25 protein-coding genes are annotated in these 26,443 nt (G+C 61.6%); 19 read left to right on the top strand and 6 right to left on the bottom strand.

Features of this window, described 5'->3' with window-relative positions; translation table 11 throughout:
- Nucleotides 1–167: 167 nt before the first annotated feature.
- Nucleotides 168–461, top strand: coding sequence for a hypothetical protein (locus CGLUCO_RS09275; RefSeq protein ID WP_084036770.1), 294 nt, complete (start codon nucleotides 168–170; stop codon nucleotides 459–461).
- Nucleotides 462–507: 46 nt separating this feature from the next.
- Here CGLUCO_RS09275 and CGLUCO_RS09270 read toward each other — a convergent pair whose 3' ends face one another.
- Nucleotides 508–1,836: a carboxylesterase family protein gene (locus CGLUCO_RS09270; RefSeq protein WP_005389269.1), complete on the bottom strand. Its 1,329-nt coding sequence runs from the start codon at nucleotides 1,834–1,836 to the stop codon at nucleotides 508–510.
- Nucleotides 1,837–1,860: 24 nt separating this feature from the next.
- Between CGLUCO_RS09270 and CGLUCO_RS09265 the strand changes: the two genes are divergently transcribed.
- Both CGLUCO_RS09265 and CGLUCO_RS09260 read left to right on the top strand, forming a co-directional pair.
- Nucleotides 1,861–3,891, top strand: a complete 2,031-nt coding sequence (locus CGLUCO_RS09265; RefSeq protein ID WP_084036852.1) for a M3 family metallopeptidase — start codon at nucleotides 1,861–1,863, stop codon at nucleotides 3,889–3,891.
- 39 nt (nucleotides 3,892–3,930) lie between these two features.
- The gene (locus CGLUCO_RS09260) at nucleotides 3,931–4,083 is read left to right on the top strand and encodes a hypothetical protein (RefSeq protein ID WP_301386947.1); all 153 of its coding nucleotides are present in this window, start codon (nucleotides 3,931–3,933) and stop codon (nucleotides 4,081–4,083) included.
- 94 nt (nucleotides 4,084–4,177) lie between these two features.
- On the opposite strand, the gene malQ is transcribed toward CGLUCO_RS09260, so the two are convergent.
- The gene (gene malQ / locus CGLUCO_RS09255; protein ID WP_196793916.1) at nucleotides 4,178–6,280 is read right to left on the bottom strand and encodes a 4-alpha-glucanotransferase; all 2,103 of its coding nucleotides are present in this window, start codon (nucleotides 6,278–6,280) and stop codon (nucleotides 4,178–4,180) included.
- Between the two features lie 102 nt (nucleotides 6,281–6,382).
- Here malQ and CGLUCO_RS09250 point away from each other — a divergent pair, with 102 nt between their 5' ends.
- The 3 genes from CGLUCO_RS09250 to hemW all read left to right on the top strand — a co-directional run bounded on the left by CGLUCO_RS09250 (nucleotide 6,383) and on the right by hemW (nucleotide 10,177).
- Complete coding sequence (locus CGLUCO_RS09250) at nucleotides 6,383–8,221, top strand: AMP-dependent synthetase/ligase (RefSeq protein ID WP_084036774.1); 1,839 nt, start codon at nucleotides 6,383–6,385, stop codon at nucleotides 8,219–8,221.
- A gap of 126 nt (nucleotides 8,222–8,347) precedes the next feature.
- On the top strand, nucleotides 8,348–9,034 hold the full coding sequence (locus CGLUCO_RS09245) for a hypothetical protein (RefSeq protein ID WP_005389278.1): 687 nt from the start codon (nucleotides 8,348–8,350) through the stop codon (nucleotides 9,032–9,034).
- Nucleotides 9,035–10,177, top strand: coding sequence for a radical SAM family heme chaperone HemW (hemW, locus tag CGLUCO_RS09240; RefSeq protein ID WP_005389280.1), 1,143 nt, complete (start codon nucleotides 9,035–9,037; stop codon nucleotides 10,175–10,177).
- On the opposite strand, the gene CGLUCO_RS09235 is transcribed toward hemW, so the two are convergent.
- Entirely contained in the window at nucleotides 10,169–11,383 is a 1,215-nt protein-coding gene (locus tag CGLUCO_RS09235) for an HNH endonuclease signature motif containing protein (RefSeq protein ID WP_084036776.1), read from the bottom strand. The genes hemW and CGLUCO_RS09235 overlap by 9 nt on opposite strands.
- Nucleotides 11,384–11,539: 156 nt before the next feature.
- Here CGLUCO_RS09235 and hrcA point away from each other — a divergent pair, with 156 nt between their 5' ends.
- From hrcA to CGLUCO_RS09185, 10 genes are all read left to right on the top strand, one after another.
- Complete coding sequence (hrcA, locus tag CGLUCO_RS09230) at nucleotides 11,540–12,565, top strand: heat-inducible transcriptional repressor HrcA (RefSeq protein ID WP_084036778.1); 1,026 nt, start codon at nucleotides 11,540–11,542, stop codon at nucleotides 12,563–12,565.
- Between the two features lie 30 nt (nucleotides 12,566–12,595).
- Nucleotides 12,596–13,732: a molecular chaperone DnaJ gene (dnaJ, locus tag CGLUCO_RS09225; protein ID WP_005395392.1), complete on the top strand. Its 1,137-nt coding sequence runs from the start codon at nucleotides 12,596–12,598 to the stop codon at nucleotides 13,730–13,732.
- Nucleotides 13,733–14,455: a 16S rRNA (uracil(1498)-N(3))-methyltransferase gene (locus tag CGLUCO_RS09220; protein WP_005389285.1), complete on the top strand. Its 723-nt coding sequence runs from the start codon at nucleotides 13,733–13,735 to the stop codon at nucleotides 14,453–14,455. It abuts the gene before it with no gap.
- Between the two features lie 49 nt (nucleotides 14,456–14,504).
- Entirely contained in the window at nucleotides 14,505–15,485 is a 981-nt protein-coding gene (locus tag CGLUCO_RS09215) for a PhoH family protein (protein WP_005389286.1), read from the top strand.
- Between the two features lie 3 nt (nucleotides 15,486–15,488).
- Nucleotides 15,489–16,013, top strand: a complete 525-nt coding sequence (gene ybeY / locus CGLUCO_RS09210) for an rRNA maturation RNase YbeY (RefSeq protein ID WP_005395393.1) — start codon at nucleotides 15,489–15,491, stop codon at nucleotides 16,011–16,013.
- Between the two features lie 9 nt (nucleotides 16,014–16,022).
- Complete coding sequence (locus CGLUCO_RS09205) at nucleotides 16,023–17,372, top strand: hemolysin family protein (protein ID WP_005389289.1); 1,350 nt, start codon at nucleotides 16,023–16,025, stop codon at nucleotides 17,370–17,372.
- The gene (era, locus tag CGLUCO_RS09200) at nucleotides 17,365–18,291 is read left to right on the top strand and encodes a GTPase Era (RefSeq protein ID WP_005389290.1); all 927 of its coding nucleotides are present in this window, start codon (nucleotides 17,365–17,367) and stop codon (nucleotides 18,289–18,291) included. The genes CGLUCO_RS09205 and era overlap by 8 nt, the downstream gene beginning before the upstream one ends.
- 3 nt (nucleotides 18,292–18,294) lie before the next feature.
- Entirely contained in the window at nucleotides 18,295–19,020 is a 726-nt protein-coding gene (recO, locus tag CGLUCO_RS09195) for a DNA repair protein RecO (RefSeq protein WP_005389292.1), read from the top strand.
- 132 nt (nucleotides 19,021–19,152) lie between these two features.
- Nucleotides 19,153–19,824: an isoprenyl transferase gene (locus CGLUCO_RS09190; protein ID WP_371326117.1), complete on the top strand. Its 672-nt coding sequence runs from the start codon at nucleotides 19,153–19,155 to the stop codon at nucleotides 19,822–19,824.
- Nucleotides 19,824–20,912, top strand: a complete 1,089-nt coding sequence (locus tag CGLUCO_RS09185) for a VIT1/CCC1 transporter family protein (RefSeq protein WP_005389297.1) — start codon at nucleotides 19,824–19,826, stop codon at nucleotides 20,910–20,912. Before CGLUCO_RS09190 ends, CGLUCO_RS09185 begins: the two co-directional genes overlap by 1 nt.
- Here the strand turns inward: CGLUCO_RS09185 and CGLUCO_RS09180 are convergent.
- On the bottom strand, nucleotides 20,896–21,333 hold the full coding sequence (locus CGLUCO_RS09180) for a Fur family transcriptional regulator (protein WP_005395402.1): 438 nt from the start codon (nucleotides 21,331–21,333) through the stop codon (nucleotides 20,896–20,898). The genes CGLUCO_RS09185 and CGLUCO_RS09180 overlap by 17 nt on opposite strands.
- 50 nt (nucleotides 21,334–21,383) lie before the next feature.
- Nucleotides 21,384–21,767 carry an ArsR/SmtB family transcription factor gene (locus tag CGLUCO_RS09175; RefSeq protein ID WP_005389301.1) on the bottom strand — a complete coding sequence of 128 codons (384 nt, stop codon included), beginning with the start codon at nucleotides 21,765–21,767 and terminating at the stop codon, nucleotides 21,384–21,386.
- Between the two features lie 347 nt (nucleotides 21,768–22,114).
- Between CGLUCO_RS09175 and CGLUCO_RS09170 the strand changes: the two genes are divergently transcribed.
- The 3 genes from CGLUCO_RS09170 to CGLUCO_RS09160 are packed head-to-tail and all read left to right on the top strand — an operon-like array spanning nucleotide 22,115 to nucleotide 24,468.
- Complete coding sequence (locus CGLUCO_RS09170) at nucleotides 22,115–23,500, top strand: glycine--tRNA ligase (RefSeq protein WP_005389302.1); 1,386 nt, start codon at nucleotides 22,115–22,117, stop codon at nucleotides 23,498–23,500.
- 15 nt (nucleotides 23,501–23,515) lie between these two features.
- Nucleotides 23,516–24,010 carry a hypothetical protein gene (locus CGLUCO_RS09165; RefSeq protein ID WP_005395403.1) on the top strand — a complete coding sequence of 165 codons (495 nt, stop codon included), beginning with the start codon at nucleotides 23,516–23,518 and terminating at the stop codon, nucleotides 24,008–24,010.
- 5 nt (nucleotides 24,011–24,015) lie between these two features.
- Nucleotides 24,016–24,468: a hypothetical protein gene (locus CGLUCO_RS09160; RefSeq protein WP_005395405.1), complete on the top strand. Its 453-nt coding sequence runs from the start codon at nucleotides 24,016–24,018 to the stop codon at nucleotides 24,466–24,468.
- Nucleotides 24,469–24,516: 48 nt separating this feature from the next.
- On the opposite strand, the gene CGLUCO_RS09155 is transcribed toward CGLUCO_RS09160, so the two are convergent.
- Nucleotides 24,517–26,442, bottom strand: coding sequence for a TPM domain-containing protein (locus tag CGLUCO_RS09155; RefSeq protein ID WP_084036780.1), 1,926 nt, complete (start codon nucleotides 26,440–26,442; stop codon nucleotides 24,517–24,519).
- Nucleotide 26,443 lies beyond the last annotated feature (1 nt).

Below are 26,443 nucleotides of genomic sequence, written 5' to 3'. Positions count from 1 at the left end.
CTCGCTGTGTCCCACGTTTTATTTGTGTCTTGAGTTTAAGACTTAATATGGAAGATTCCAAGGTTACATATAGAAAAGCAACTCTTTTTAAAAAATGCTTGCCAGAATCTTAAGTGCCGTCTAAGCTAGGCTTTAAGTAAGAAAGCCCCAGCGCCTAAGGAGAAACAATGAAACGAGCAGCCGTAGCAATCGCTACTTCCACCGCTGTCGCGTTCGCATCGCTTGCAGCCCCTGCAATGGCGCAGGAGACGATCAACGTAAATCCCGTTCACCCGGTTGTCGAGCGGAACATCCCGGATCCCACTGATCACAACACGAACGATGATTTCCTCGGCAACAAGTCCGGTCTGACCAGCGAGCTGGAGAGCGTCATCGCAGCTATCGCAGCGCTCATGGGGTTGGCCGCTATCGCCGGTGTTGCAACCACCGCAGCAGGCCCCATCGCAGGCTTCAACTTCTAACAAAAGCTTTTCCCCGCAGCCTAGGCTGCGGGGATTTTTTATTGCCCTAGTCCTGCGGAAACGCCCTCATGATTAGGGTGAAGGGATCGGAGACGAGCTCCGCAGTTCCTGAAAACAAACCAACGCTAAGAACATTCTTAGACTCACCATAGGCAGGCCAGCTCACCGTGCCATCTGTGGCAAAGCTGAGAACCTCCGGATGAACCCTAGCCACGGTCGCGGAAATATCCGCACCCACACGCTGCTGCTCCTCCTCCGGATTATCTCCAAAAGAATCAAAGAAGATCGGCAAATCCGCGCAGTGCTTCGCGGCGTGGGCCACACCATCGTCGCCCCTCCCATGAAACGACAAGAGCCACGTGGTGTCCGGCGCACACTCCGCCACCCGCACCGCGTGCTGACGAATCATGAAATCGCCCATGAGCTGCTGCATTCGCCGCTTCTTCGGCTCATACGAGGTGTACAGCTCAGGCGTTGCAAGCCCCAATGTGGGGGCGAGCGTCTCAATCGCCTTGCCAGTAAACGGCAGCCGATCAAAAGACGGCGCCGGAGGCATGTCGTAGCACTCGTTTTCTAAGGTATCTATCACAATCGGGATCTCCACTAGCTCCTCCGGCTTAAACGGTGCCGGGCCGAAGGCGAGATCCAGGTGGGACGCGCGGTGCAGCTTCTTGGTCAACCGGGCGATGTCATCGTGGCGCAGGGAATCGAAGTGCCCTGCGGTCAAAGCCCCGCCGACGCTGCGCCGAATCGTGTCCTCCTTTAGCGTCACAGGGTGCCGGGGGAAAGCAGGAGACAGTGCCCACAGGCGTCGAAAAGCCCCGCGATAATGATCGCGGCGGGCCAGCCACAAAGCGATCGCCCCGCCAGCAGACTGCCCAGACAACGTGACATTCGTGGGATCACCACCGAACGACTCAATCGCATCCTGCACCCACTCCAGAGCCGTATTCACATCGTCGATCCCCCGGTAGTGGTTCGGCTGATCCGCAGAAAACGGAACAAACCCCTGCACACCCAGGCGGTAATCCACCGACACCGTGATGATGCCATCCCGCGCCGCCGACGACGCCCCATACCACGGGCCGATATGCGTGCCCTCCTCAAAACCCCCGCCGTGCACAAACACGATGACCGGCAGGTGAGAATCCGCAGTGGCATGGGCGGGACCCGTCACCGACAGATACAGTTCGTGCGGCGGACTCTCCGGATCGGGCTGGGGGACAGGCCCTTCCGTGGGGACGATCGCCGAGGCCCCAAACGGGGTAGGAGATGCCCCGAAACGGATCGATTCGAAGAAGGCGACCTCCTCTTCCTCCGTCACCCCAAAGGCCCGCCCGTGGGGCGTATCAATGACTAGTTCGCTTTGTGCCACGTGTCCTCCTATGTCTCGTCTACCATGAATCTTATGACGAACCCACTGCTAAAAGAATCACCACTGCCGTATCACCTGCCGCCGTTTGCTGAGATCACCGACGCCCACGTCCTCCCTGCCTTCCGCGAGGGGCTGGCCGCTCATGATAAGGAGATCGAAGAGATCCTCGCCGAGCCGGAGGCCACCTGGGAGAACACCGTCGAGGCGTTCGAGCGCTCCGGGGCGATCCTCGACCGCGTCTGCGCATACATCTATAACGTGGTGGGTACCGACTCCAACGACACCCGCGAGGCGATCGTCGCCGAAATGAGCCCCGCCCTCGCCGAGCACGAAAACGCCATCTACCAAAACGAGGCGCTCTACGAGCGGATCCAACAGGTCACCCCGCCGGAGGCCGAGGGGGAGAGACTGAAGAAGGAACTCCTGCGCCGCTTCACCCGCGCCGGCGTCCGCCTGTCGGCGAACGGGAAAAAACGACTGTCCGCCATTGACCGCGAACTCGCCGAGCTGGACGACCGCTTCTCCAAGACGCTCAACTCCACCACCCGGGACCTCGCCGTCGAGTTCACCCGCGCCGAGCTCGAGGGGCTTTCCGACGATCAGGTGGCGTCCTACCACGTCTCCGGCGACACCTACCGCGTTCCTCTGGAACTGCCCACGGTCCAGTCCCTGCAGCGCGAACTCACCCGCCACGATTCCCGTGCAAAGCTCTACGAGGAGTCCCAGAAGCGCGGAGGGGAGGAGAACCTCCGTCTGGCAGTCACCATGGCGACGCTGCGCGCCGAGCGCGCCCGCCTCCTCGGCTACCGCACCCACGCCGATTACGTCATCGAGGTGGAGACCGCCGACGATGCCGACGCTGCCCGCACGCTCCTCGCCGATCTCGCGCCCAGCGCCTCCGCGAACGCCGCCGGCGAGTTTAAACTGCTTGTCGACACCGCCGACGAGCCTGTCACCGGCGCCGACTGGCCCTACTGGGAGTCCCGGGTGAAGGTGCGGGACTACGCCCTCGACGAGGCGGAACTCAAGGAATACTTCCCGCTCGACCGCGTGCTCCGCGACGGCGTTTTCTACGCCGCCAACCGCCTCTACGGCATCACCGTCACCCACCGCGACGATCTCCACGGCTACAACCCAGACACCGATGTGTGGGAGGTGAAGGAAGAGGACGGAACCGGAATCGGCCTCATCATCACCGACTATTTCGCCCGCCCCGAAAAGCGCGGCGGCGCGTGGATGAGCAGCTTCAACGACCAAGCCCACCTCACCGGTGAAAAACCCGTGGTAGTCAACGTGTTGAGCATCACCAAGCCCACCGACGGCTCCACGCCACTCTTGACCATGGACGAGGTCACCACCTTGTTCCACGAGTTCGGCCACGCCCTCCACGGGCTCCTCTCGGACGTGAAGTACCCAAGCTTCTCCGGCACGAACGTCCCCCGCGACTGGGTCGAGTTCCCCTCCCAAATCAACGAGAACTGGGCGCTCGACCCTGCCGTCATCCGCCACTACGCCCACCACGTCACCACCGGCGAGGTCATCCCCGACAGGCTTATCGACGCCATCGAGAAGGCACGCCTGTTCGGCCAGGGCTTTGCCACCGCCGAATACCTCGGCGCCGCCATCGTCGACCTGGCCTGGCACTCACTTACCCTCGACGAGGTGCAGAAGATCGCCGCCACCCCGGAGTCCGTGGCCGAGTTCGAGGCGAACGCGCTGGAGAGCTACGGCCTGTCCGTCGACCACCTTGCGCCCCGCTACCAGACAGCCTACTTCCAGCACATCTTCGCCGGCGGCTACTCCGCCGGCTACTACTCGTACCTGTGGGCGGAGGCACTCGATGCCGACGGCTTCAGCTGGTTCACCGAGACCGGTGCGGCAGGGGCAGAGGACGTGCCTGCCACCACCGTCCGCGAGGCGGGGCAACGCTTCCGCGATCTCATCCTGTCCACGGGCGCCTCCAAGGACTACACCAGCCAGTTCCGCACGCTGCGCGGCCGCGATAAGGACGTGGCACCGCTGCTTGCCCGCCGCGGCCTCATGGGTGCTGTGTAAATGCTGGATTGGTGCACCCAAACCCTTACCTCCTCCAGCATGTGGCTGCAGGTGCCGATCGTGCTGGGGGTGGTGGTTCCGCTGTGCGCCGTCGTCGCGGAGTACATGCAGCGGGCGCTCAACTTTTTGGGCGCGAAAACCTATAGGTGGTTTAATGGTGAAAAGACAAGGAGGATACGTAAAGGTGAATAAAGCCGAGCACTTTCAAAAAGACAAGGGAAAGCGAGGCCCAACGGTTATCACGTGGTCGCTCGTGGGCCTCATCGCCTTTGTCATCATCGCCTGGCTAGTGACCTCGCTCTAGCACGAGCGCCTTGTAGTAACGCTGGTCACGGAGCGTTTCCAGCGTCACCGCCTCACCCTTTTCATTGGTGAGCGGGATGCACCAGTTGGGGTACTGGCTGCGGACGGTCCCCGGCTGGTTCTGCGCCCGCCGGTCGCCGGTGAGATCCACCAGCGCCGTACACGTGAGCAGCGAGGGCGTGCCACGGACAAACTCCGACAACTGGCGCACAATCTCCAGCGTCGTATCCCCGGAGGGGCGCTCGCTCAGATCCAAGGAGGCGTAGAACTCCGGGTCAAGCGCGACCTCGTAGATCTGCTTCTGCCACGCAAAATCGGAGGCATCCTCCTCCTCAAAGCTGTTTTCTAAGAGCCCCAGTCGGTCGCGCAGGGCGATGTGCTCGCCTTCCACCATGCCGGCTGTCGGCGGCAGATCATGCGTCGTTCCGCTGGTCAAAGCGAGAGTACGGTACTCGTCTTGGCGACGCGCGCCTTCATGATGTGGCGACCCCTCAAACCACAAGATCGACGTCCCCATCAGCCCCCGCTCCGCCAGATAATCCTGCACCCACGGCTCGAACGTGCCCATGTCCTCGCCGATGACAACAGCACCGGCGCGCGTGGCCTCGAGGGCGAGGACACCGACGAGGGCGTTGTAGTCATAGTTCATGTACGTGCCGAGCTTCGCGGACTCGCCACGGGGAATCCAAAACAGGCGGAACAGTCCCAGAATGTGGTCGATGCGCAGGGCACCGGAGTGGCGCAGGACCGTGCGAATCATGTCGCGGAACGGCGCGTACCCGGCCTCGGCGAGGGCGTACGGGTTCCACGGCGGCTGCGACCAGTCCTGGCCGAACACGTTGTACGGATCCGGCGGGGCACCGACAGACACCTCCGGGGCGAGGATGTCCGATAGCGTTTCCGCATCCGCGCCCTTCGGGTGCACGCCGACGGCGAGATCGTTCATGATGCCGATCTCCATGCCCGCGTCCTTCAGCGCCTTCTGTGCCGTGGCCAGCTGCTCGTCGCAAATGAACTGCAGCCAGCGGTAGAACTCTGCATCCTCGGGGAAACCGTCCTCCTCGGCGTGGGCGCCGGTCGCGGTGCACTCCGCGCGTGCGAGCTGGTGGCCGCACCAGAGGGCGAACTCGTCGAGGCCGTCGCCTTCGGCCTCGCAGTAGGCGCGGTACATATCATGACGGGGTCCGGACTGTTCGCGGTGGAAGAACAGCTCGCGCAGCGCCTGCAGCTTGATGTCAAAGATTGGGTTGCGCTTGATCGGATCAGGTGTGGTGTTCGTCGCTCGCAGGCCCGCGGCAAGGGCGTCGATGTCGGCGCGGGTCGCGTCGTCGACAAGCGAATACTCGGGGACATCCTCCACACATATATAAATCGGATTGACGAAGCGACGCGAGGTAGGCAGGTACGGGGAATCCTCTACCGGCGGGGCAGGCTGGGCGGCGTGAAGCGGATTGATGAGCAGAAAATCCACATCATCGTCCTCCGCGAGGATGGTGCCCAACGTGGCCAAATCGCGGAAATCACCGATCCCCCACGAGCGTTCCGAGCGCACCGAATACAGCTGCGCCATGACTCCGTGGCGCTGGCGGGATGGGGTGGGCACCTGTGCCGGCACCACGATCAGCCCAGTCTCCGCCTGCACACTCTCCGAATCAAGCCGCAACGTGTGCCAGCCAAGCGGCAGGTCCCGTGGGGTGGAGAAAGTCGCCTCACCCCACAACACCCCACCGATGGTGCGCGGATCCGTCCAGTTCTCCTCCTGCACGGCCTCCACCACTTCGCCCTGCTCCGTGGCGATGGTCACGTGCGCAGACGCGCCATGATGAACGTGGACAGTAAAGAAGTGAGAATCACCCTGCCGGGCAACCACGCAGCGGGGGAGAGGCCGCGAGAACAGTTCCTCCTCCGCAGCCAATTGTTGGGAAACCAACTCTTCCTCGGTTTCACCTACTGTCACGCCGATTGCGTGAAGGAGCGCCGTGAGCGTCTCAGGGCCCGCCTCCACTGTCGTACCCGTCGCCGAGGTATAGCTCGTCGAAATCGAGTATGCCTGCGCCAACTTGGAAAGCTCGTCGATGTAACTCACGAGTTTTATCATGCCAGACAGCTAGTAAACGCGGGGATTCAGGGCTGTCGCGCCGGGGAACTAAGTAGCTGGTTCCGCGAGCTGCGTACTAACCTTAACCCCATGCAGGAATTCAGTACCCCCGCGAAGTACGACATCGGCCCCCACGACACCGTGCTCACAGCACTCCTCGGCCTCGCACAGGCGCGACCATACGGTGTCAGCTTCACCCGGCCCCAGAACTTCGAATGGGTGAACGTCACCACCAAAGACTTCGTCGATGAAGTCTTTGAAGTCGCCAAAGGCCTCATCGCCAACGGGGTACAGCAAGGCGACCGCGTAGCCCTGCTCTCCGAGACCCGGTACGAATGGTCGCTCCTCGATTTCGCCATCTGGGCAGCAGGTGCCGCCTCCGTTCCGATCTACGGCTCCTCCTCCCTGTCCCAGGTGCGCTGGGCCATCGAGGACTCCGGTGCGGTCATCGCCGTCACCGAGACCCGAGACCACACCGAGATCATGAAGCACCTCGTCCTCGGCCCCGATGGCAAGCCACCGCTATCGGATTCCCCCTCCAAACTGCGCCGCATCCTGGAAATCAACAGCTCCGGCGTCGACACCCTCAAATTCGAAGGCCGCGACATTTCCGACGACGAGGTGTGGGAACGCATCCGCACCACCTCCTCGGATGACCTCGCATCGATCGTCTACACATCAGGAACAACCGGGCGCCCCAAGGGCTGTATGCTCACCCACCACAACTGGCTCGCCCAGGTGCTGGGTCTACTCACACACCCCATCGGCCAGATCGCCCGCCCCGGCAACTCCATGGTGACCTTCCTGCCGCTGGCCCACGTGCTCGCCCGCGCCGTGTCCCTCGCCTTCGTCGTCTCCGGCGGCACGCAGTCCCACTGGTCCAACTTCAAGACCATCTCCGTGGAGCTGCAGCGCAACCGCCCGAACCTCATCCTCGGCGTGCCCCGCGTATTTGAAAAGGTACGCAACGCTGCGGCCAACAACGCCCTCGACCGCGGGCCCATCCAGGCCGCCACCTTCGCCAAGGCAGAGCAGGTCGCTATCGACTACTCCAAGGCCATGGACGAAGAAGACGGCCCCTCCCGCGGGCTGGAGATGCAACACTCCATCTTCGAAAAACTCATCTACAAGAAGATTCGCTCGGCCATCGGTGGCGCCTGCAACTACGCCATATCAGGAGGCTCCGCCATGAGCCATGACCTGCTGCACTTCTTCCGCGGCATCGGGATCCCCGTCTACGAAGGCTACGGCCTCACCGAGGTCGCCGCTGCGGCAGCCGTCAACTTTGGCAAGGACAACGTCATCGGCACGGTCGGCCAGCCCGTCGGTGGCATGGCCGTAAAAATCAACGACGACGGTGAAATCTGCCTCCGCGGAGAACAACTATTCACCGGCTATTGGCAAAACGACATCGCCACGGCAGAGGCCTTCGACTCCGAGGGCTACTTCAACACCGGTGATCTCGGCGAACTCCTCGACACCGGACACATCGTCATCACCGGCCGCAAGAAGGACCTCATCGTCACCGCAGGCGGCAAGAACGTCTCCCCCGGGCCACTGGAGGACAAGCTCCGCGCCCACCCGCTCATCTCCCAGGCACTCGTCGTCGGCGACGGCAAACCCTTCATCGCCGTCCTCATCGCCCTCGACGAAGACGCCATGCTGCGCTGGAAACTCGGCCACAACTTCCCGGAGAACAAGCCCACCAAGGAGCTCGTCACCGACCCGATGCTGCGCGCCGAAATCCAAGACGCCATCAACGCCGCCAACGCCTCCGTCTCCCACGCGGAATCGATCAAGAAGTTCTACATCCTCGACCGCGATCTCACCGAGGAAGGAAACGAACTCACCCCTACCATGAAGGTCAAGAGGAACATCGTCGTCAACCGTTTCGCAGAGGAAATCGACTGGATCTACAGAAAGAAATAACCTCCCCGGCCCTGCCTCCCCGGCCCGGGGCACACGGAGCCGTAAAGTGAGGTGCAGTCCGGTCGAGCCGTAAAACGCTCGACCGTTTCCACCCGTCGCACAACGTTTTGGGAGGTCGCTGTCACCGTGGCTTATCTGGCTGACGCCAAGCTTCACGACGCCAAGCTCCGGCTCCGCGACCTCACCCAAGCACTCTTCGACATCGGCGACGAAATCGCCGATTACATCGACCACGTCGCCGAAGCCGTCGCCGACTGGGACGAACTGCTTGTCGACGACTGCCTCCGCGAACTCAACGACATCATCACCGAAGGCCGCAACGATTCCCGCCGCGCCGCTGCCGAACTCGCCGGCATGCGCCACGCCATGGTCTCCGGGCTGCGCGCCGGCACCCTCAGCGGCCGCACAAGCGCCCGCCTCACCCCTTCCATCCCCCGCCCCGAGGCACTCACCGCAGCAGACCTCCTCCACCTAACCGCCCCCGTGCAACGCACCCATGCCGTCGTCGACTACCTCACCACGCTTGCCGACTGGGTCGTCGAACAAACCGCCCTCGCCATCGACGACCTCGAATCCGTCTCCATCCCCCTCACCGCCACCAAAGCCTGGCAGCTTGTCAACCTCGCCGTCGGCGCCTGGATGACCGTCGTTGTCATCCCAGACCCCGACATCACGAAGACCCTCCGCGGCAACAACCCACCCGAGTTCCTCCACGAACGCGCCCGTGTCGAGGCCATCGTCCACCGTGTCGCGGCCAAAGCGCGCAATGCGAGCGGGAACAACAAACCGAACCATCCGTCGAAAGGCCTCTAAGTGGCATTCGGACTCTACATCCACGTTCCGTACTGCACCGTGCGGTGTGGGTACTGCGATTTCAATACCTACGTCCTCGGCTCGGACGATGCCCTTCCCGCTTATCATGAAGCCTTGGAAAAGGAACTGGAGCTAGCTACCGCCCAGCTCGAGGCCACCGGCGGCATGCCCGCTGATGGAGTATCCACTATCTTCGTAGGCGGGGGCACTCCGTCGGTGTTGGGTGGGCAGGGGCTTGCGCGCATCCTCGACGCCGTCTCTCACACCATGAAGATCGCTCCCGGGGCTGAGGTAACCACCGAAGCGAACCCGGAGTCCACATCACCAGAATTCTTTTCGACGATCCGCTCGGCAGGGTTTACCCGAGTCTCTCTCGGTATGCAGTCTGCCTCTCCCCACGTGCTTCGTGTACTCGAGAGGCAGCATTCTCCGCAGCGCGCGCTGGATGCTGCGCGTGAGGCGATCGATGCTGGATTCGAGCACGTGAACCTGGATCTGATCTACGCAACACCAGGTGAAACTGATGATGATCTTCGGCGTTCCGTGAAACTTGCGCTCAGTACCGGCATCGACCACCTGTCTGCCTACTCACTTATCGTCGAAGAGGGCACGGCGTTGAACCGTAAGGTTCAGCATGGTGAGTTACCAATGCCGAGCGAAGAGATCATGGCCGACCGTTACGAAATCATTTCCCACATGGCAGAGGAAGCAGGCCTTTCTTGGTACGAGGTATCGAATTTCGCCAAGCCGGGTGGTGAGTGCCTACATAATATGGGGTACTGGCGCAGCGAGCCGTGGTGGGGCGCAGGTCCGGGTGCGCACTCGTTCGTCGGCAAGCATAGGTGGATGAACGAGAAATTGCCGGCGCGTTATGCCGAGCGGTTGGGGAGGGGAGAGCTTCCGGTGAGGAGCGAGGAGACCCTGACCGATGAGGACCGGTATGTGGAGGAGGTCATGCTGAGGTTGCGCCTGTCCGAGGGGATTCGGCGCGCTGCGGTTCATGATAACGGGCAGGTGCAGATCGATCGCTACATCGCCGCCGGCCTCCTGGAGGAGTCCGGCGGTCAGGTGCGTGTGACCAGGGAAGGTCGGCTGCACGCCGATGGCATTGCAGCTGACATCCTGTTTTTGGGGTTAGAGTAGTCGCCGTTTGGGGCGGCGTCTGTGAATTTTTTGGCGGATTTTTTGGCGGGCAAGGTTTTCCGCTTTAGTGCGTCTTTTTAGGTTGGCGCGTTGTCGCAGGTGAAGGCCTCGCCCGGAGTATTCGCGGCAGTGGTTTTTGTGTCGTTTCGGTGGTCCTCCGTCGGGTGGGAGGAAGATGGCTTCTTTGGTTTTGGGGTCTCGGACGTGGCGGCCGTTTTTGGGTTTGTCGGGGTCGTCGTCGTTTTGTAGGTTGTGGTTTCTGCAGAGGGGGATGATGGTGTCGGAGTTGGCTTTTCCGCCGTGTTTGTGGGCTTTGGAGTGGTGGCCTTGGGAGTAGACGGCGAGGTTGTAGCAGCCAGGGTGGGAGCAGAAGATTTGGTCGCAGGCGATGGCAGAGAGGAGTTGTTTGCTGGCGAGTCGCTGGTTTTCGAGCAGGTAGTGGCAGCCGATGTTGCCGTTGCGGTCGTAGATGCTGACGAGGCCGTAGTCGGCGAGTTTGATGTCGGCGAGGTCTTCTTTTCCGAGGAGGGTGCCGTCTGTGGTTGCGAATTTGCCGTCGCCGATGTAGTCCCCGTCGACTGTGATCATGAAGGCGGGGGTCATGGTGCGGTCCCACGGGTCGTCCTCTTTTTGCTTGTCGACGCCCTGTAGTAGGAGTTTCCTCAACCCCTCTGCGTACCTGTAGGACTGGGGCAGTTCGGTCCACTTCTCGCCGAGGTTTTTCAGGGTGACGCGGAAGGTAGCCATGAGTTCCGGGTCGAGGCGGACGTGCGCGTGCTGCATGCCCGTGATGTCGGTTGTTTTGGAGAAGGTGACGGAGTTGGAGACCTTTCGGGCTTGTTTGGCGCCGGCGATCTTTTTGATGTGCGCGCGAACATCTTCCCAGCTGGTGTTGCCGTGGTCGGCGAAAATGAGCATTTCAGTGCGGAATGCTTCGACATCCTCATCGGGGTGGAGGAGGTTCATGGCGTGGGAGATGAGGATGAGGACGGGGACGGGAACGTCGAAGGCGAGGTGGTCGGGGTCGGTGTAGGCTGCCCAGTTTTTGGAGGCGGTGACAAGCTTGTTGGCGTCGGTTTTGGAGTAGTAGAACGATTCTGAGATAAAAGTGGCAGCATCACAGCGGTCGGCGGCGATTGCCGCGACCTCCTTGAATATGGCAAGGCCGGTGTTGACCGCCTTGGCTGCGTTGAGAATCGTTGTCATGCCTTGGACACTAAGCGCAATTTTTGTGTGCTGCTGAAAAAGGCCGATAGTTATCCACAGTTTCCCTTTTTCTTCCTATGTGCGTAGTTTTCTGTGGATAACTCGGGGGATATCGGGGCGGGATATACAATTAGGCCGTGACGTAAGGAGGCGTTTGTGTCTAATTCAGCGAGTGGTCGGCGTGAGCGAGTTCTTCGCGCGATAGTAAGTGATTACATTGCACAGCAGGAACCGGTGGGGTCGAAGGCTCTTGTCGAAAGGCATGGGCTCAAAGTTTCGTCTGCCACGATCCGTAATGATATGGCCGTGCTGGAGGCGGAGGGGCTCATCGCCCAAACCCATGCCTCCAGTGGCCGTATCCCCACGGAGAAGGGCTACCGGGAGTTCGTGGATTCGATTCAGACGGTGAAACCCCTGAGTAAGGCGGAGCGTGCCGCCATCATGAGGTTTTTGGATCAGGGCGTGGATTTGGAGGATGTGCTGCGCCGTGGTGTGCAGTTGCTGAGCCAGCTGACCCGCCAGGTGGCGATGGTGCAGGTGCCTACGTTGCAGGTTTCCCGCGTTAAGCACGTGGAGGTGGTGGGTCTGACCCCGACGCGTATTCTGCTGGTTTTGATCACGGATACGGGCCGGGTGGATCAGCGCAATGTGGAGCTCACTGAGCTTGTGGGGGAGGATGTTATTACTGAAGCGCGGGCTGTGCTCAACGAGCACCTTGTGGGCAAGTCGATGCCCGAGGCTCGTGGTGCGTTGGAGCATGCGGTGGCTGACGCGCGCCCGGAGGCTCATGATGTGGTGGAGGCGATGTCCCGTGTTCTCCTGGACACGCTTGTCGACGCCCCCTCCGACCGCCTCATCCTCGCCGGCACCCCTTACCTCACCCAGCTACGTGGCGAGCTTCCCGCAGGCCTGCCCGCCGTGTTGGAGGCGCTGGAGGAGCAGGTGATCATGCTGAAGCTCATGAGTGCTGTGCATGAGCTGGGGCAGGTGAAGGTGTCCATCGGGGAGGAAAACGAGGACCAGAAGTTGCACGGTGCCTCCGTCGTGGCGACGGCATATGGGCAGGCGATGGCCCCATTAGGGGCGCTGGGAACAGTGGGCCCCACCTATATGGATTATTCTGGGACTATTTCGAAGGTTACCGCTGTTGCTCATTATGTGAGTAAGGTGCTCGGAAGTTAGAACCAATATTTGTAGGAGATTTCAAGAACTGTGGCTCGTGATTATTACGGCATTTTGGGTGTAGATAAATCTGCGTCGGATAGTGAGATTAAGAAGGCGTACCGCAAGTTGGCGCGCAAGTATCACCCCGATGTGAACCCGAGTGATGAGGCGGCGGAGAAGTTTCGTGAGATTTCTGTCGCTCATGATGTGTTGAGTGATCCGGAGAAGCGTCGCATTGTTGATATGGGCGGCGATCCCATGGAGCAGCCGCAGGGTGGCCCCGGCGGCTTCGGCGGGTTTTCCACCGGCAGTGGCCTGGGGGACATCTTCAACGCGTTCTTTGGTGGCCAGGGGGCGGGGAGCCAGCGGAGGTCGCGTGTGCAACCGGGGGCGGACGCATTGTTGCGTACGTCGATTAGCTTGGAGGATGCTTTCGCCGGCGTGAAGAAGCAGGTGACCGTGGATACGGCGGTGGTGTGTACGTCGTGTCAGGGGTCGGGTTCGGAGTCTGGTGCGAAGCCGGTGACGTGTCCGGTGTGCCACGGGCAGGGCATGGTGCAGGAGGTGCAGCGTTCGTTCCTGGGCGATGTGATGACGACGCGGCCGTGTGCGGAGTGTGATGGCACGGGTGAGGTCATTGAGGATCCGTGCAAGGAGTGTGCGGGTGATGGGCGTGTGCGTGCGCGTCGTGATCTGACGGTGGCGATTCCGAAGGGGATCGCTGATGGGATGCGGATCCGGATGGCTTCCCAAGGCGAGGTTGGCCACGGTGGTGGACCTGCCGGTGACCTGTATGTGGAGGTCCGTGTGGAGCCGCATCCGGTGTTTACCCGTGAGGGGGATAACCTCCATGTGGAGCTTTCGGTGCCGATGGTGGATGCGGCGCTGGGTGCGTCAACGTCCCTGGAGGATCTGGGTGGCGAGGAGATTTCTCTCGATGTGGCTCCGGGGACCCAGCCTGGCCAGGAGATTCGTGTCGAGGGCAAGGGCATGCCGCGGCTGCGTAAAGATGGTCAGGGCGATCTCATTGCGCACGTGACGGTGACGGTGCCGACGCACCTGGATCGGAAGGCGAAGGAGCAGTTGCGGAAGGTGCGCCGGAGTTCGCAGGAGAAGGTTGAGGTGGTCCAGCGGGATCATTCGAGTGGTTTCTTCTCTAATCTCCGGTCGAAGCTGGGGTTGTAAGTGACAGCGGCGACGTTCATGGTGAATGTAGCTCCGGCACCCGGGCCGTTTACGCTTTCTGGGCCGGAGGGGCGCCACGCTGTGACGGTCAAGCGCATCGGTCCCGGTGAGATTGTCATGCTTGCCGACGGCCACGGTGGCCGCTCGGTGGGCACAGTCACCGCCACCCAGGGCAAGGACGTGCTTCACGTGGATGTCACCTCCCGCGAAGAGGTGCCGCCGCCCAACCCGCAGGTGACGGTTATTCAGGCGCTGCCCAAATCGGAGCGGCAGGAGCTGACGGTGGACCTGTTGACGCAGGGCGGGGCCGATGTCATCGTGCCGTGGGAAGCGGAGCGGTGCATTGCCAAGTGGCAGCCAAAGAAGGCGAAGAAGTGGGAGAATGCGGCGGTGGCGGCGGCGAAGCAGTCGCGCCGGGCGCGCCTTCCTCTTATCACGAAGCCGAATGCGCTGGATGAGGCGTTGGATGGGGTGGATCTCGTGCTCGTGCTGCATGAGGAGGCGAGCGTGCCGTTGGCGGAGGTTGACCTCTCGCAGGTCCGGCGCATTGCGCTCGTGATTGGGCCGGAGGGCGGATTGAGCCCAGCGGAGGTGGAGCGATTCCGTGCTGCGGGCGCACGTCCTGTGCTGTTGGGGCCCGAGGTGTTGCGCACAGCGACGGCCGGTTTTGCGGCGCTTGCTGCAATTGGCGTGCAAACCAGCAGGTGGCTGGTAGAGTCTTAACGGTTATATCGACGATTGATGAGAAGGCAGGGACTGAAGAAACACCGTGGTGGAAAAGAATACGCCGATCGTGACAAAGGTCATTGATCTCGACCCCGCTCACGTGCAGACAATTCTCGGTGTTGAGGATAAAAACCTCAAGGCATTGGAGGAACATGTGCGGGCGGAGATTTTCGCCCGCGGCACCACGGTGACCATCACCGGCCCAGATGTGGATGTGGTGCGCGCGTCCCGCGTCTTGTATGAGCTGGCGGCGGCTGCGAAAGCCGGTCGCACCATCAACCCGGAGACCGTCCGTCACATGGTTGGGCTTGTCCGCAAGGATGCGCCGGAGACGGTGTCGGCGGCGGCGAAGCGGGACATCATTTCGCGCCGTGGCAAGACGGTGCGGGCGATGACGCACGGGCAGCAGAAGTACGTCGATGCGATCGACAACAACACGATCGTCTTCGGGATTGGTCCCGCTGGTTCGGGTAAGACGTATTTGGCGATGGCGAAGGCAGTGCAGGCGTTGCAGTCGAAGCGCGTGCAGCGCATCATCCTCACGCGCCCTGCGGTGGAAGCGGGGGAGAAGCTGGGGTTTTTGCCGGGCACGCTCGGTGAGAAGATCGATCCGTACCTGCGCCCGCTTTACGACGCTCTCCGTGACATGGTGGATCAGGAGGCCATCGGCAAGCTGTTGGAGTCGGGGATCGTTGAGGTCGCCCCGCTTGCGTACATGCGCGGGCGCACTCTGAACGATGCGTTCGTCATCCTCGATGAGGCACAGAACACGACGGCTGCGCAGATGAAAATGTTCCTTACCCGGTTGGGCTTCGGCTCAACGATGGTGGTCACCGGCGACGTGACGCAGGTGGATCTGCCTGGTGGACAGCGCTCGGGCCTGCGGGTGATTAGGGATATTCTTGATGGGGTGGAAGGAATCCACTTCTGCAACCTGACGAGCTCGGATGTGGTGCGCCACCAGCTGGTTGGGCGGATTGTCGCCGCCTACGACGAGTACGAGCAGACCCACAGCACAAAGAGGTAACGGATGTCTATCGAGGTTTTGAACGAATCGGGAAATACCGACGTGGATGAAAAGCAGCTGTCCACGGTGGCGGAGTTTGCCCTCACCACCATGGATGTCCACCCGTCGGTTGAGGTCACTATTACGTGCGTGGATCTGGATACGATCGAGGACCTCCACGTGCGCTGGCTCGACCTTGAAGGGCCGACGGATGTTATGAGTTTCCCGATGGATGACATTTCCTCCACCGGTGGACGCCCCGATGCCGCCGATCCGGGTCCTGCCTACCTCGGGGACATCATTTTGTGCCCCGATTTTGCTCAGAAGCAGGCGGACAAGGCAGGCCACAGCCTCAACCACGAACTCGATCTCCTGACCGTGCACGGCTGCCTGCACTTGCTTGGCTACGATCATGCGAAGCCGAACGAGGAGCAGCACATGTTCGCGCTGCAAAACGACATTTTGAAGCGGTGGTACGAGGCCACCGGGCGTGAGAAGCCGACGACACCTAAGGCGTTCCCCAGCGCGGCGGAGAAAGAGAACCTGTAACAACACATCATGGAGCCCTTCCTATATTCATTTGTCGCCCTTGTCGCCCTCGTCTTGTCAGGGCTCTGCCGGACGGTGGATTCTGCGCTTAGCGGTATCTCCGTTGCACGCGTGGAAGAGATGGTCAAGGACGATGTGCGTGGGGCTGCTCGGCTGCGTCGCGTAGCTGTCAACCGGGCGACGCACATCAACCTCATGGTGCTAGCGCAGACGGTGCTCGATGTCACGGCAGCAGTGTTCGCTGGTGCCGTCGCATTCGAGGTGTTTGACCGGTTGTCGGTGGCGATGGTGGTGACCATCGTTGTCATGAGCCTTATCAGCTACGTATTCGTCGGCGTGCTGCCACGAACGCTGGGCAAACAGTCACCGTATTCGACGGCGCTCGCTGCCGCGCCGATCCTAAGCGTCCTGGCCACGGTGTTCGGGCCGGTGGCGAAGCTCCTCATCTGGGTGGGCAACAAGGTCACACCGGGCGGTGGCTTCCGCGAGGGCCCGTACTCCACTGAAGTGGAGCTGCGGGAGATGGTGGATATCGCCCAGGAGAAGGGCGTGGTGGAAGTCGACGAAAGACGGATGATCCAATCGGTCTTTGACCTGGCGCAAACAACGGCTCGCAGCGTCATGGTGCCGCGTACGGACATGATCTGGATTGAGGCGGACAAGTCCGCAGGGCAGGCAACCACGTTGTGCGTGCGTTCCGGACATTCCCGGATCCCCGTCATCGGCGAGTCCGTGGATGACATCGTCGGCATTGTTTACCTCAAGGATCTGGTGGCGGAGACGTATTCGCATGCGGATGGTGGCACCTCCGTTTTGGTCAAAGACATCATGCGGGATGCGAACTTCGTCCCCGATTCGAAGAACCTCGATGATTTGCTTCATGATATGCAGAGGCTTCGTAACCACATCGCTGTGCTTGTCGACGAGTACGGGGCCATCGCCGGCCTCATCTCCATCGAAGACATCCTCGAGGAAATCGTCGGCGAGATCGCAGACGAATACGACGATAAAGAGGTCGCCCCCATCGTTGACCTGGAGGCCGATACCTACCGCGTCGTCTCCCGCCTCAGCCTGGAAGACCTTAATGATTTGGTTAAGGAGACCTACGGCAAGGAACTGACGTTCTCGGAGGATATCCTCGATACGGTGGATACCGTCGGCGGGCTCATTGCCTACGAGCTCGGCCGGGTGCCCCTACCCGGCTCGACCGTGCACACATGTGGCATGGCGCTGACGGCGGAGGGGAAACGGGATCGCCGTGGGCGGATGCGTGTGACGAGCGTGGTGGTCACGGTTTATCCCGACGAGCTGGGCGCGGGGTATGATCAGGGGGACAACTCCTCACCTTCTGATGATTAAGGATGCTTACTTGTTCACCGATACCCCCGAAGGTTTCCGCTCCGGTTTTGTGAGCTTCGTCGGCCGCCCGAACACTGGCAAGTCGACGCTTACGAATGCCCTGGTTGGGCAGAAGATTGCGATTACCGCGAACCAGCCGGAGACGACGCGCCACCCGATCCGGGGCATCGTGCATAGGGATGATGCCCAGGTCATTGTGGTGGATACACCCGGGTTGCACCGGCCGCGGACACTGCTCGGCGAACGCCTGAATGAACAGGTCAAGGAGACCTACGCGGACGTGGACGTGATTGCGCTCACGATCCCCGCAGACGAGAAGATCGGCCCCGGCGACCGGTGGATTCTCGATGCTGTCCGGAACGTAGCACCGAAGACGACGCTCATCGGCGTTGTGACGAAGATCGACAAGGTGGGGCGCGACCAGGTGATGGTGCAGCTACAGGCGCTGCATGAGCTCCTTGGTGGCGAGTGCGAGGTCGTGCCGTGTTCGGCGGTGAAGCAGGAGCAGCTGGACGTGCTCACGGACGTGATCGTCGACAAGCTTCCGGAGGGGCCAAAGTTCTACCCGGATACGCACCTCACCGACGACGATATGGAAACCCGCATGGCGGAGCTCATCCGTGAGGCGGCGCTGACGGGCCTGAAAGATGAGCTGCCGCACTCCGTGGCGGTAGAGATCGACGAGGTGCTCGAGCAGCCGACGGAAAAGGATCCGGGTAAGCAGGCCATCCACGCGATTATTTACGTCGAGCGCCCGGGGCAGAAGGGTATCCTGCAAAAGCGTATGGGCAGGATTATTACGGATGCGCGCCGCTCGCTCATCGAACTGACGGGACACAACGTGTTTCTCGATCTGCGGATTAAGGTGCTGAAGAACTGGCAGTCCGACCCGAAGGCGCTCGGTCGGCTGGGCTTTTAGCCTATGCGCCGTGGCTCTTATAGGGAACGGGCGGTGATCGTCCGCACCTATGATTTTGGCGAGGCGGATCGCATCGTCGTGTTCCTTACCCGCACACGCGGCATTGTGCGGGGTGTGGCCAAGGGGGTGCGCCGGGCCAATAGTAGGTTTGGCTCCCGGCTGCAGCCGTTTGTGGAGCTCGACGTGCAGTTTTACAAGGGACGGAACCTGGAATCGGTGACGGGGGCGGACACCGTCACCTTCTTTGGCAGGCTGATCGACGACTACCCGCGCTACACCGCCGCCAGCACCGTTCTGGAAACCGCAGAGAAGGTGAGCCTCGGGGCGGAGTCGGAGGGCGTGTACGACCGTGTCCTCAATGCTCTGGCGGAGCTCAACGAGACGGGCGTGGTGACCCCGGTGCTGGACGCTTTCCTCCTCCATATCATGAGCGATGTCGGCTGGCCGCCGTCGCTGTTCGACTGCGCGCAATGCGGGGCGCCTGGGCCCCACGAGGTATTCCACGCCGGTGCTGGTGGCGCGTTGTGTGAGCGCTGCAGGCTGCCGGGCTCAGCCACGCCCGATCCGGAGACGCTGCACCTCATGTGGCAGTACATGCATGTGGGTGCACCTGCGGCAGCGGGGCAGCCAACGGCGCGGATATCCGAGGCACACGCCCTGACAACCGCCTTTGTCACCTTCCACCTGGAGCGCCGGGTCCAGGCCCTGTCCAAGTTCAACGAAGCGTAAGGCGTGAACAAACCGGAAAGGGGAGTCGTCGACAAGCGATAACTAGGACGGCGGGCTACCCGCGTGGCACAATGGGGGGTTGTGAAACCAGATATCCCACGCAAGTTCCTTCCCAACCACATCGCCCTCGTCATGGACGGCAACGGCCGCTGGGCGCAGGAGCGCGGAATGGTACGCACCGAGGGGCACAAACGCGGCGAGGCTGTTCTCATGGACATCATCGATGCCTGCCTTGAGCTGGGAATTCCCCATCTTTCGGCGTACGCGTTTTCCACCGAGAACTGGCGGCGAACCGCCGACGAGGTGCGCTTCCTCATGGGATTTAACCGCGACGTTTTGCACCGTCAGCGTGACGTGCTCAACGAGAAGGGCGTGCGGGTGCGCTGGGCTGGGCGCAGGCCCCGGCTGTGGCGGTCGGTGATCCGCGAGCTCGAGCTCGCCGAGGAGATGACCAAGGAAAACACCCGGATGACGTTCTACATGTGCGTGAACTACGGTGGCCGCGCGGAGATCGTCGACGCGGCGCGGGAGATCGCCCGCCGGGCGCAGGCGGGAACCCTGCGGCCCGAGCAGGTGACGGAAAAGACGTTCGCGCAGTTCCTCGACGAGCCGGGGATGCCAGATGTGGACCTGTTCCTCCGTCCGTCGGGGGAGAAGCGGACGAGTAACTTCCTGCTGTGGCAGTCCGCCTACGCGGAGATGGTCTACCAGAACACCCTCTTTCCGGACTTCACCAAGGAGAACCTGTACGATGCCTGCCTCGAGTATGCCAAGCGCGACCGCCGTTTTGGGGGAACGAAGTAATGCCGTCAGCGAGGCAGATCCGTCGTTGGCGCAAGTATTTGGCCAACGAGCGCGCGGAAGCTCGCACGTACCGGGCGCTTGCAGATAAGGCAGCGGGGGAGGAGCAAGAGATCCTCCGCTCAGTTGCGGAGGCGGAGACCCGCCACGAGCGCTATTGGGAGGACATGCTCGGGCCGTACGCCAATAAAACCGTGCAACCGAGCCTGGAGACCCGGATTGTGGGTTTCCTCGCGCGGCGGTTCGGTTCCGTGTTCACCCTCGCACTGCTGCAGGCAGCGGAGCAGCGTCGCCCCTACGAGGACGATGCGGATGCGACGGAACGGCTCAGCGCCGACGAGAAGATCCACGCGGAGGTCGTGCGCGGTCTCGCGGCGACCGGGCGCGAGAAGCTCTCGGGCAACTTCCGCGCCGCGGTCTTCGGCGCCAACGACGGCCTGGTCAGTAACTTGGCCCTCGTCATCGGCATGGTGGGCAGTGGAGTGAGCAACTCTGTCATCCTGCTCACCGGCGTGTCCGGGCTGCTCGCCGGCGCGCTGTCGATGGCCGCGGGCGAATTCGTCTCGGTGAGCTCGCAGAAAGAGCTTCTCGACGCGTCGACGTTGGACTCATCCACCGCTTCCTCGGCCCTCCCGGCCCTCGACTTGGACGAAAACGAGCTGGCGCTCGTTTTCCGGGCGCGGGGAATGGAGGCCGGCGAGGCTACGAGATACGCGCATGAGGCGATCGAGAAGTCGAAGGCGTTGCCGCGAGGGGCGGAGGCAGACGTGTTTTCCGGAGTGGGGGGACTATTCGAGGCGCGGAACTCCGAGGTTGTCGGCAGCGGTGCCGCTGCCGCAGCCGCGTCCTTCTGCTTCTTCGCACTCGGTGCTCTCGTGCCGATTCTGGCTTTTCTCTTCCCGCTGTCGACGGTCGTGGCGACGTGCGTCTCCCTCGTTCTGGTCGGCGGGGTGCTCATGATCACCGGTGGTTTCGTCGGGGTGATGAGTGGTGCGAGCCCGATGAAGCGTGCGTTGCGGCAGCTCGCCCTGGGGATAGGCGCCGCAGGGATCACCTACGTGCTGGGACTCGCTTTTAGCTACGTGCTGTAGCGGCGCACGCTGGGCAGAGCCCGAACACCTCGGCGGTGTGGCTCGTGAGCGTGAAGCTGTGGTTGGCGGCTTCCGTACGTGCCCATTCCTCCACGGGACCGCCTGAAATCTCCACCGTGGTGCCACACTTCTCGCACACGAGATGGTGGTGATGGTGCTCGTTCGCACAATGGCGGTACAGTGCTTCCCCCGAATTGGTGTGCAGGACGTCTACTTCCCCGAGATCGACGAGGGACTGAAGCGTTCGGTAGACGGTGGTCAGCCCGACGGATTGCTTCCGCGTGGTGAGTTCCTCGTGGATGGTCTTGGCAGAGGAGAAATGATCCATCGTCTGCAGCACAGACACGACGGCGGCCTTCTGCCTCGTTCTGCGTTGACCAATTTTGGGCAGGGATGCAGAAGCTTGAGCCGGTGTTCTCATAAATGCCACTCCTTCTAACGCGAGTCTGTGGCCAGTATAGACGAGGTGTGCTATCGCTCCTGCTGGCGGCAGGCGAGGATGATCGTAGCTGCCGTGTTGGAGCACAGGGAGTACACCTTTTCGCGGCCGACTCGTCTGCTCGTCACCACGCCGGATTCTTTGAGCACCTTTAGGTGCTGGCTTACGAGGGGCTGGCTTGCGCCGGTCTCCTTCACTAGCTCGTGGACGCGACGCTCCCCATCTGAGAGGAGGAGGACGATAGTGAGGCGCAACCGTGAATCAAGTGCGCGCACGGTAGACAGGATGGCGGACTGCTGTTCCTCAGTTACGGAGATGTGGGAGAGAATGGTGGAAGGGTCGACCATTTCGTAGCGTCCGGAGGAATCAGGCACGACAACTTGGACGCGGGGAGAAGCGGTGAAATCATTGTCCATGATGTTGAGGCCTCTTTTCTCGTACTGTCGTACGACTGCTATTCACTGATATGAGATGTCCTATATATTGTCCTTGGCGCTCCGGTGAGGAAGAGGGGTGGTTACCGCCCTATCCACTTTCATTAAACCTTATTGTCTATATGTCTGCAGAACAAACACGGTGGACAGTCCACCCATACAGGGCTAATATGCATAAAGACTTATTAAATGGTTTATTCCCCTACTGAACTCAACCAATGAGTAAGCTCTTTTATTTCCTCTCGTATCTCCGGTTATACCGGGGTCTCCGTGTGAGATAGTGCTACCGGGTACTATATGAGTACACGTAAATTTTGGAAGGGAACAATATGGCTAAAGGGTCAGTAATAGACAGTGTGGTTAACCTCTGTAAGCGCCGCGGGTTCGTTTACCCGTGTGGTGAGATTTACGGTGGCACTCGCTCCGCGTGGGACTACGGCCCGTACGGCGTCGAGTTGAAGGAAAACCTCAAGCGTCAGTGGTGGCGCACGATGATCACTTCCCGCCCGGATACCGTGGGAATTGACTCCTCTGTCATCCTTCCGCGCGAGACGTGGGTTGCCTCGGGCCACCTCGAGGTGTTCCATGACCCGCTGGTCGAATCTCTCTACACGCACAAGCGTTACCGTGCGGATCACCTGCTGGAAGCCTATGAAGAAAAGCACGGGCACCCGGCCCCCAACGGCCTCGCAGATGTCAACGATCCGGAAACGGGCCAGCCCGGCAACTGGACGGAGCCGCGCGATTTCTCCGGCATGCTGAAGACATTCCTCGGGCCTGTTGACGACGAGGAGGGGCTCCACTACTTGCGTCCCGAGACAGCCCAGGGCATCTTTGTGAACTTCAAGAACGTACTCACGACGTCCCGCGCTAAGCTCCCGTTCGGCATCGGCAATATCGGTAAGAGCTTCCGCAATGAGATCACGCCCGGCAACTTTATTTTCCGTACTCGCGAGTTCGAGCAGATGGAGATGGAGTTCTTTGTCAAGCCTGGTGAGGACGAGAAGTGGCACCAGTACTGGATTGATACCCGGCACAAGTGGTACACCGATCTCGGCATCGATCCGGAGAACCTGCGCCTGTACGAGCACCCGAAGGAGAAGCTGTCCCACTACTCAAAGCGAACTGTGGACATCGAGTACGCCTTCGGTTTCCAGGGCTCCACGTGGGGTGAACTGGAGGGTGTCGCGAACCGCACCGACTTCGACCTCGGCACGCACATGAAGCACTCCGGCGAGGATCTCCGCTACTTCGACCAGGCCTCTGGCGAGCGCTTCATCCCGTACGTTATCGAGCCCGCAGCTGGCCTCGGCCGTGCCATGATGGCCTTCCTCGTGGACGCCTACGCGGAGGAGGAAGTGCCGAACGCGAAGGGTGGCACCGATACCCGTACCGTCCTGCGCCTCGACCCGCGCCTGGCACCCGTCAAGGTCGCCGTTCTGCCGCTGTCCAAGAAGGACACCCTCACCCCGCTGGCTGAGGAGATCGCCCAGACACTGCGTGGCTACTGGAACGTCGACTACGACACCTCCGGTGCCATTGGTCGCCGCTACCGCCGTCAGGATGAGATTGGCACGCCGTACTGTGTAACGGTAGACTTCGATTCCCTTGAGGATCACGCCGTCACCGTGCGTGACCGTGACACGATGCAGCAGGAGCGCGTAAAGATCGACGAGCTGGAAGGCTACCTCGCTCAGCACCTCATCGGCTGCTAAACCGGAAAGGTAAGAATGGAACTGGAATTTCGTCCCCCGTCCAAAGGCACGCTTTCGCTGTACCGTGGCGACGAAAAGATAGCCGAATTTACCGAGAACAGCGCAACTGTCGGCGAGGCACAGTGGGGTCTGGAAAAGACCTCCACGGAGCTGAAGCGGACCGATGCGCCGGACTGGGTTGCTACCACCAAAGACGAGGCAACGCTAGCTAAAGCAGACCGCGTCGAGGTTCACGCCGGTAGTGCCGATTTCATTCTGGATAACGAGGTGAAGTCCGACTGGGTCATTCTCGACCCAGCCGATGAGTATGTCGGACAGTTCACGGGTGCCCGCCACGGCGTGCGCCAGCCGGTCGTCAGTTTTGATAAGGAGCTGCCCACCGACCAGGCTGCGTTCCTGTCATGGATCGCCCGAGAACTCTTGATGTCCTCGATGATGCGGACAACAGGGATCACCACCGGTGCGCTCATCGCGCTCACCGTCCTCGGCATCATGATCGTATTACTCTAAAAAGCATGGAGTTTAACGAGCCAAGCTGGGTGTGGAGGGACAACAACCTCATTGATGCCCTCGGCACCCAGATGGCATCGGTTCGCGCCGATATCATCCACGTGGGTGAGCAAAACATTCTCATTGAGGCCCTGGCTACCAATCTGCATTTCAAGTGCCGTGCGACGACGAGTAACGGGGAAATCTTCACCGTCTCCCAGCGCGGTTTCACGGTAGCCAACCTGGACGCTACCTGCGGGGAGCGGCACTACACCCTGGAACGGATATCCACCTGGCGCAAAGTGCGCGGTATTGCCAGCCCAAGCGGCGATGTGTACGCCTACGTCCAGCCCCGCGCCAATGGGCGCGTCGAGGTTCACGACGGTCCGTGTGTCGACGACCTTCCGCTTCTCGACGCAGTCTTTCTCACCTGGGTGTGCGTTCTCGTCGATGCCACCGTCAGGCGCCCACGAATCTGATCCACAAAATGACCACCGCAGACGATGCTGCGGTGGTCTTAGTCGTTTCTAAAAGCGACCGCCCCAGGAGCCGCCTCCGCCGAAGCTGCCGCCTCCGCCGAAGCTGCCGCCTCCGCCGAAGCCGCCGCCCCCGCCGAAGCCGCCGTTCAGCATCGAGCCGAGCAACAGCCCGGTGAACAGGTCACTGCCGCCGCCACCACGACGCGCCCGCATGGAACTCTGATAATCGTCGAAGTCTCGCTGCGCCGCCTTCAGCGAACGCTGCGCGAGTTGGCCGGCCTGGCTGGCAAGTGGCAGTGCCTTCTTCGGGTCAGATTGTCCCACGGACATCGCCTTGGCCAATGTCTGCTGCGCCTGCGCAAGTAGCGTGCGCGCACGCGAGCCGATGACACGCCCGCGGGTGGAGATAAAGTCTTCTGCCTGCTGCACCGTCGCCTGGGAGGAACGCAGCGTCTGGTTAAGAAGCTGCATGTTGCGCTCGTTGGTGGCCTTCACCTCGCGCAGCGTATCGATGAGCGTGTCAAGCTCTGCATCAATGGAGGTAAGAGACGTGTAAGCGGACAGGGGATCGGTATCGTAGCTGGCTTTAGCCTCTGCGAGAACACCGCTGGCCTTTTCCGCGAGCCCCGCCGCCTCCGCGCTGGAGCTGAGCCCCCGCAATTCACTAATCTCGCCTGCCACCTCGTCGCGGATAGAAACGAAGTTGTCCGTGGCGAGGCGCAGGTTGTCCTCGCCTTGCTCGACGGCGGTAAGCAGCTCGTCGGCCTTCGAAATGGCCTCCTCGGCGCGGCGGATGGCAGCGATGAGCCCACCTTGGGAGCCGGCGGGCTGATCCGCAATGCCACGAGCCTCGTCGGTCGCCTTTTCTGCCTCGTCCAAGGCGGCTTCGGCGAAGTCCGGGTTCTGTGCTATCGATGCCAGCGCCTGGGAGCCGTGGTTGGCCTCGAGCGTAGACAGCGTTTCGCGGGCGGCTGGGAGCCGCCGGTGGAGGCTAACGACCTGGGCCGACAGATCGGCGACGACGTTGTCGGCGTTGAGGATCGTGTCGCGCATGGAGCGGAACTCGTCCTCCTTCTCCTTGAGCGCCTCCTGGGCTGTTCCGCAGGAGCTGACGATCTCCACGAGCATCGCGCGCCGCTCTTCCTCGGATTCGGGGATGGAATCGTTCAGACGTTCCTGCAGCTCGAAGGCGTGGCGCAGCGTCGTATTGGCGTTGTTCATGGCGCGGGTAAACGGGCGGGTGCGCTCGGCACCGAACTCGGCCTGCGCGAGGTCGAGCTCCTTCTTCGACTGCCGGACTGCCTCGTCTGCAGAGACCAGAACATCCGAGGCGAGGTCGGTGAGGACGGGCGTCGGCAAGCTAGAAAGTCTGCCCACATCCGACGGCGAGATTTCGCGGGCATCCTTGGCCATCGCCTGCGTCTCCTCGCGGCGCTTCTTCTTGCCCCGGCTCGCCATCACCGCGCCACCACCGACGACCACGGCACCGCCGCCGAGCAACCACCACAGGCCATTGCCGTCGGACGAGCTCCCAGCGAGGACCTCGCCGGCGTGGAACCAATCGCCACTGGACAGCGCGCCGGTGGCCTCCGACTGGATCGCGGAGACAGCCGACGACGGCCAATCGGCGCCGTACTTCATGCCGACGGTGCGGTCATTAACCCCGACGACGAAGATGAGAACGTTATCGCCACCACCCGTCTTGAACAGCTGCGTGGCGGCCTGCTCGCCGCTCATCCCGCCGAGGTCCTTCTCCAGCACGTAGAACGGGACGAGGCCGGTCTGGGAGGTAAAATTGCTAAATTTCTCGTTCAGGGTCGCCTTCTCGTCGGCAGACAACACGCCGGCATTGTCGGTCACCCTGTCGGTGAGCTGCTGCGTCTGCACCTGCGCAGTGGCAGGCAGTCCAACCGCGAGCGGCGTGCCGATGGCTAGCGCCGCAGAGGCTAATACGGTTCCTACTAAGCGTTTCATA

Origin of the sequence: Corynebacterium glucuronolyticum DSM 44120 (genome assembly GCF_030440595.1) — a bacterium.
GTDB classification, from domain to species: Bacteria; Actinomycetota; Actinomycetes; order Mycobacteriales; family Mycobacteriaceae; genus Corynebacterium; species Corynebacterium glucuronolyticum.
This window is presented reverse-complemented; position numbering and strand designations above follow the sequence as displayed.

Bases quoted from the DNA above. Each gene is read 5' to 3' on its own strand.
- CGLUCO_RS09165 (WP_005395403.1), top strand. From the start codon at position 23,516: ATGGAACTGGAATTTCGTCCCCCGTCCAAAGGCACGCTTTCGCTGTAC.
- CGLUCO_RS09170 (WP_005389302.1), top strand. From the start codon at position 22,115: ATGGCTAAAGGGTCAGTAATAGACAGTGTGGTTAACCTCTGTAAGCGC.
- CGLUCO_RS09275 (WP_084036770.1), top strand. From the start codon at position 168: ATGAAACGAGCAGCCGTAGCAATCGCTACTTCCACCGCTGTCGCGTTC.
- CGLUCO_RS09185 (WP_005389297.1), top strand. From the start codon at position 19,824: ATGCCGTCAGCGAGGCAGATCCGTCGTTGGCGCAAGTATTTGGCCAAC.
- CGLUCO_RS09235 (WP_084036776.1), bottom strand. From the start codon at position 11,383: ATGACAACGATTCTCAACGCAGCCAAGGCGGTCAACACCGGCCTTGCC.
- CGLUCO_RS09180 (WP_005395402.1), bottom strand. From the start codon at position 21,333: ATGAGAACACCGGCTCAAGCTTCTGCATCCCTGCCCAAAATTGGTCAA.
- CGLUCO_RS09205 (WP_005389289.1), top strand. From the start codon at position 16,023: ATGGAGCCCTTCCTATATTCATTTGTCGCCCTTGTCGCCCTCGTCTTG.
- era (WP_005389290.1), top strand. From the start codon at position 17,365: ATGATTAAGGATGCTTACTTGTTCACCGATACCCCCGAAGGTTTCCGC.
- CGLUCO_RS09175 (WP_005389301.1), bottom strand. From the start codon at position 21,767: ATGGACAATGATTTCACCGCTTCTCCCCGCGTCCAAGTTGTCGTGCCT.
- CGLUCO_RS09190 (WP_371326117.1), top strand. From the start codon at position 19,153: ATGGACGGCAACGGCCGCTGGGCGCAGGAGCGCGGAATGGTACGCACC.
- CGLUCO_RS09265 (WP_084036852.1), top strand. From the start codon at position 1,861: ATGAATCTTATGACGAACCCACTGCTAAAAGAATCACCACTGCCGTAT.
- CGLUCO_RS09260 (WP_301386947.1), top strand. From the start codon at position 3,931: ATGTGGCTGCAGGTGCCGATCGTGCTGGGGGTGGTGGTTCCGCTGTGC.
- CGLUCO_RS09250 (WP_084036774.1), top strand. From the start codon at position 6,383: ATGCAGGAATTCAGTACCCCCGCGAAGTACGACATCGGCCCCCACGAC.
- recO (WP_005389292.1), top strand. From the start codon at position 18,295: ATGCGCCGTGGCTCTTATAGGGAACGGGCGGTGATCGTCCGCACCTAT.
- CGLUCO_RS09160 (WP_005395405.1), top strand. From the start codon at position 24,016: ATGGAGTTTAACGAGCCAAGCTGGGTGTGGAGGGACAACAACCTCATT.
- ybeY (WP_005395393.1), top strand. From the start codon at position 15,489: ATGTCTATCGAGGTTTTGAACGAATCGGGAAATACCGACGTGGATGAA.
- CGLUCO_RS09155 (WP_084036780.1), bottom strand. From the start codon at position 26,442: ATGAAACGCTTAGTAGGAACCGTATTAGCCTCTGCGGCGCTAGCCATC.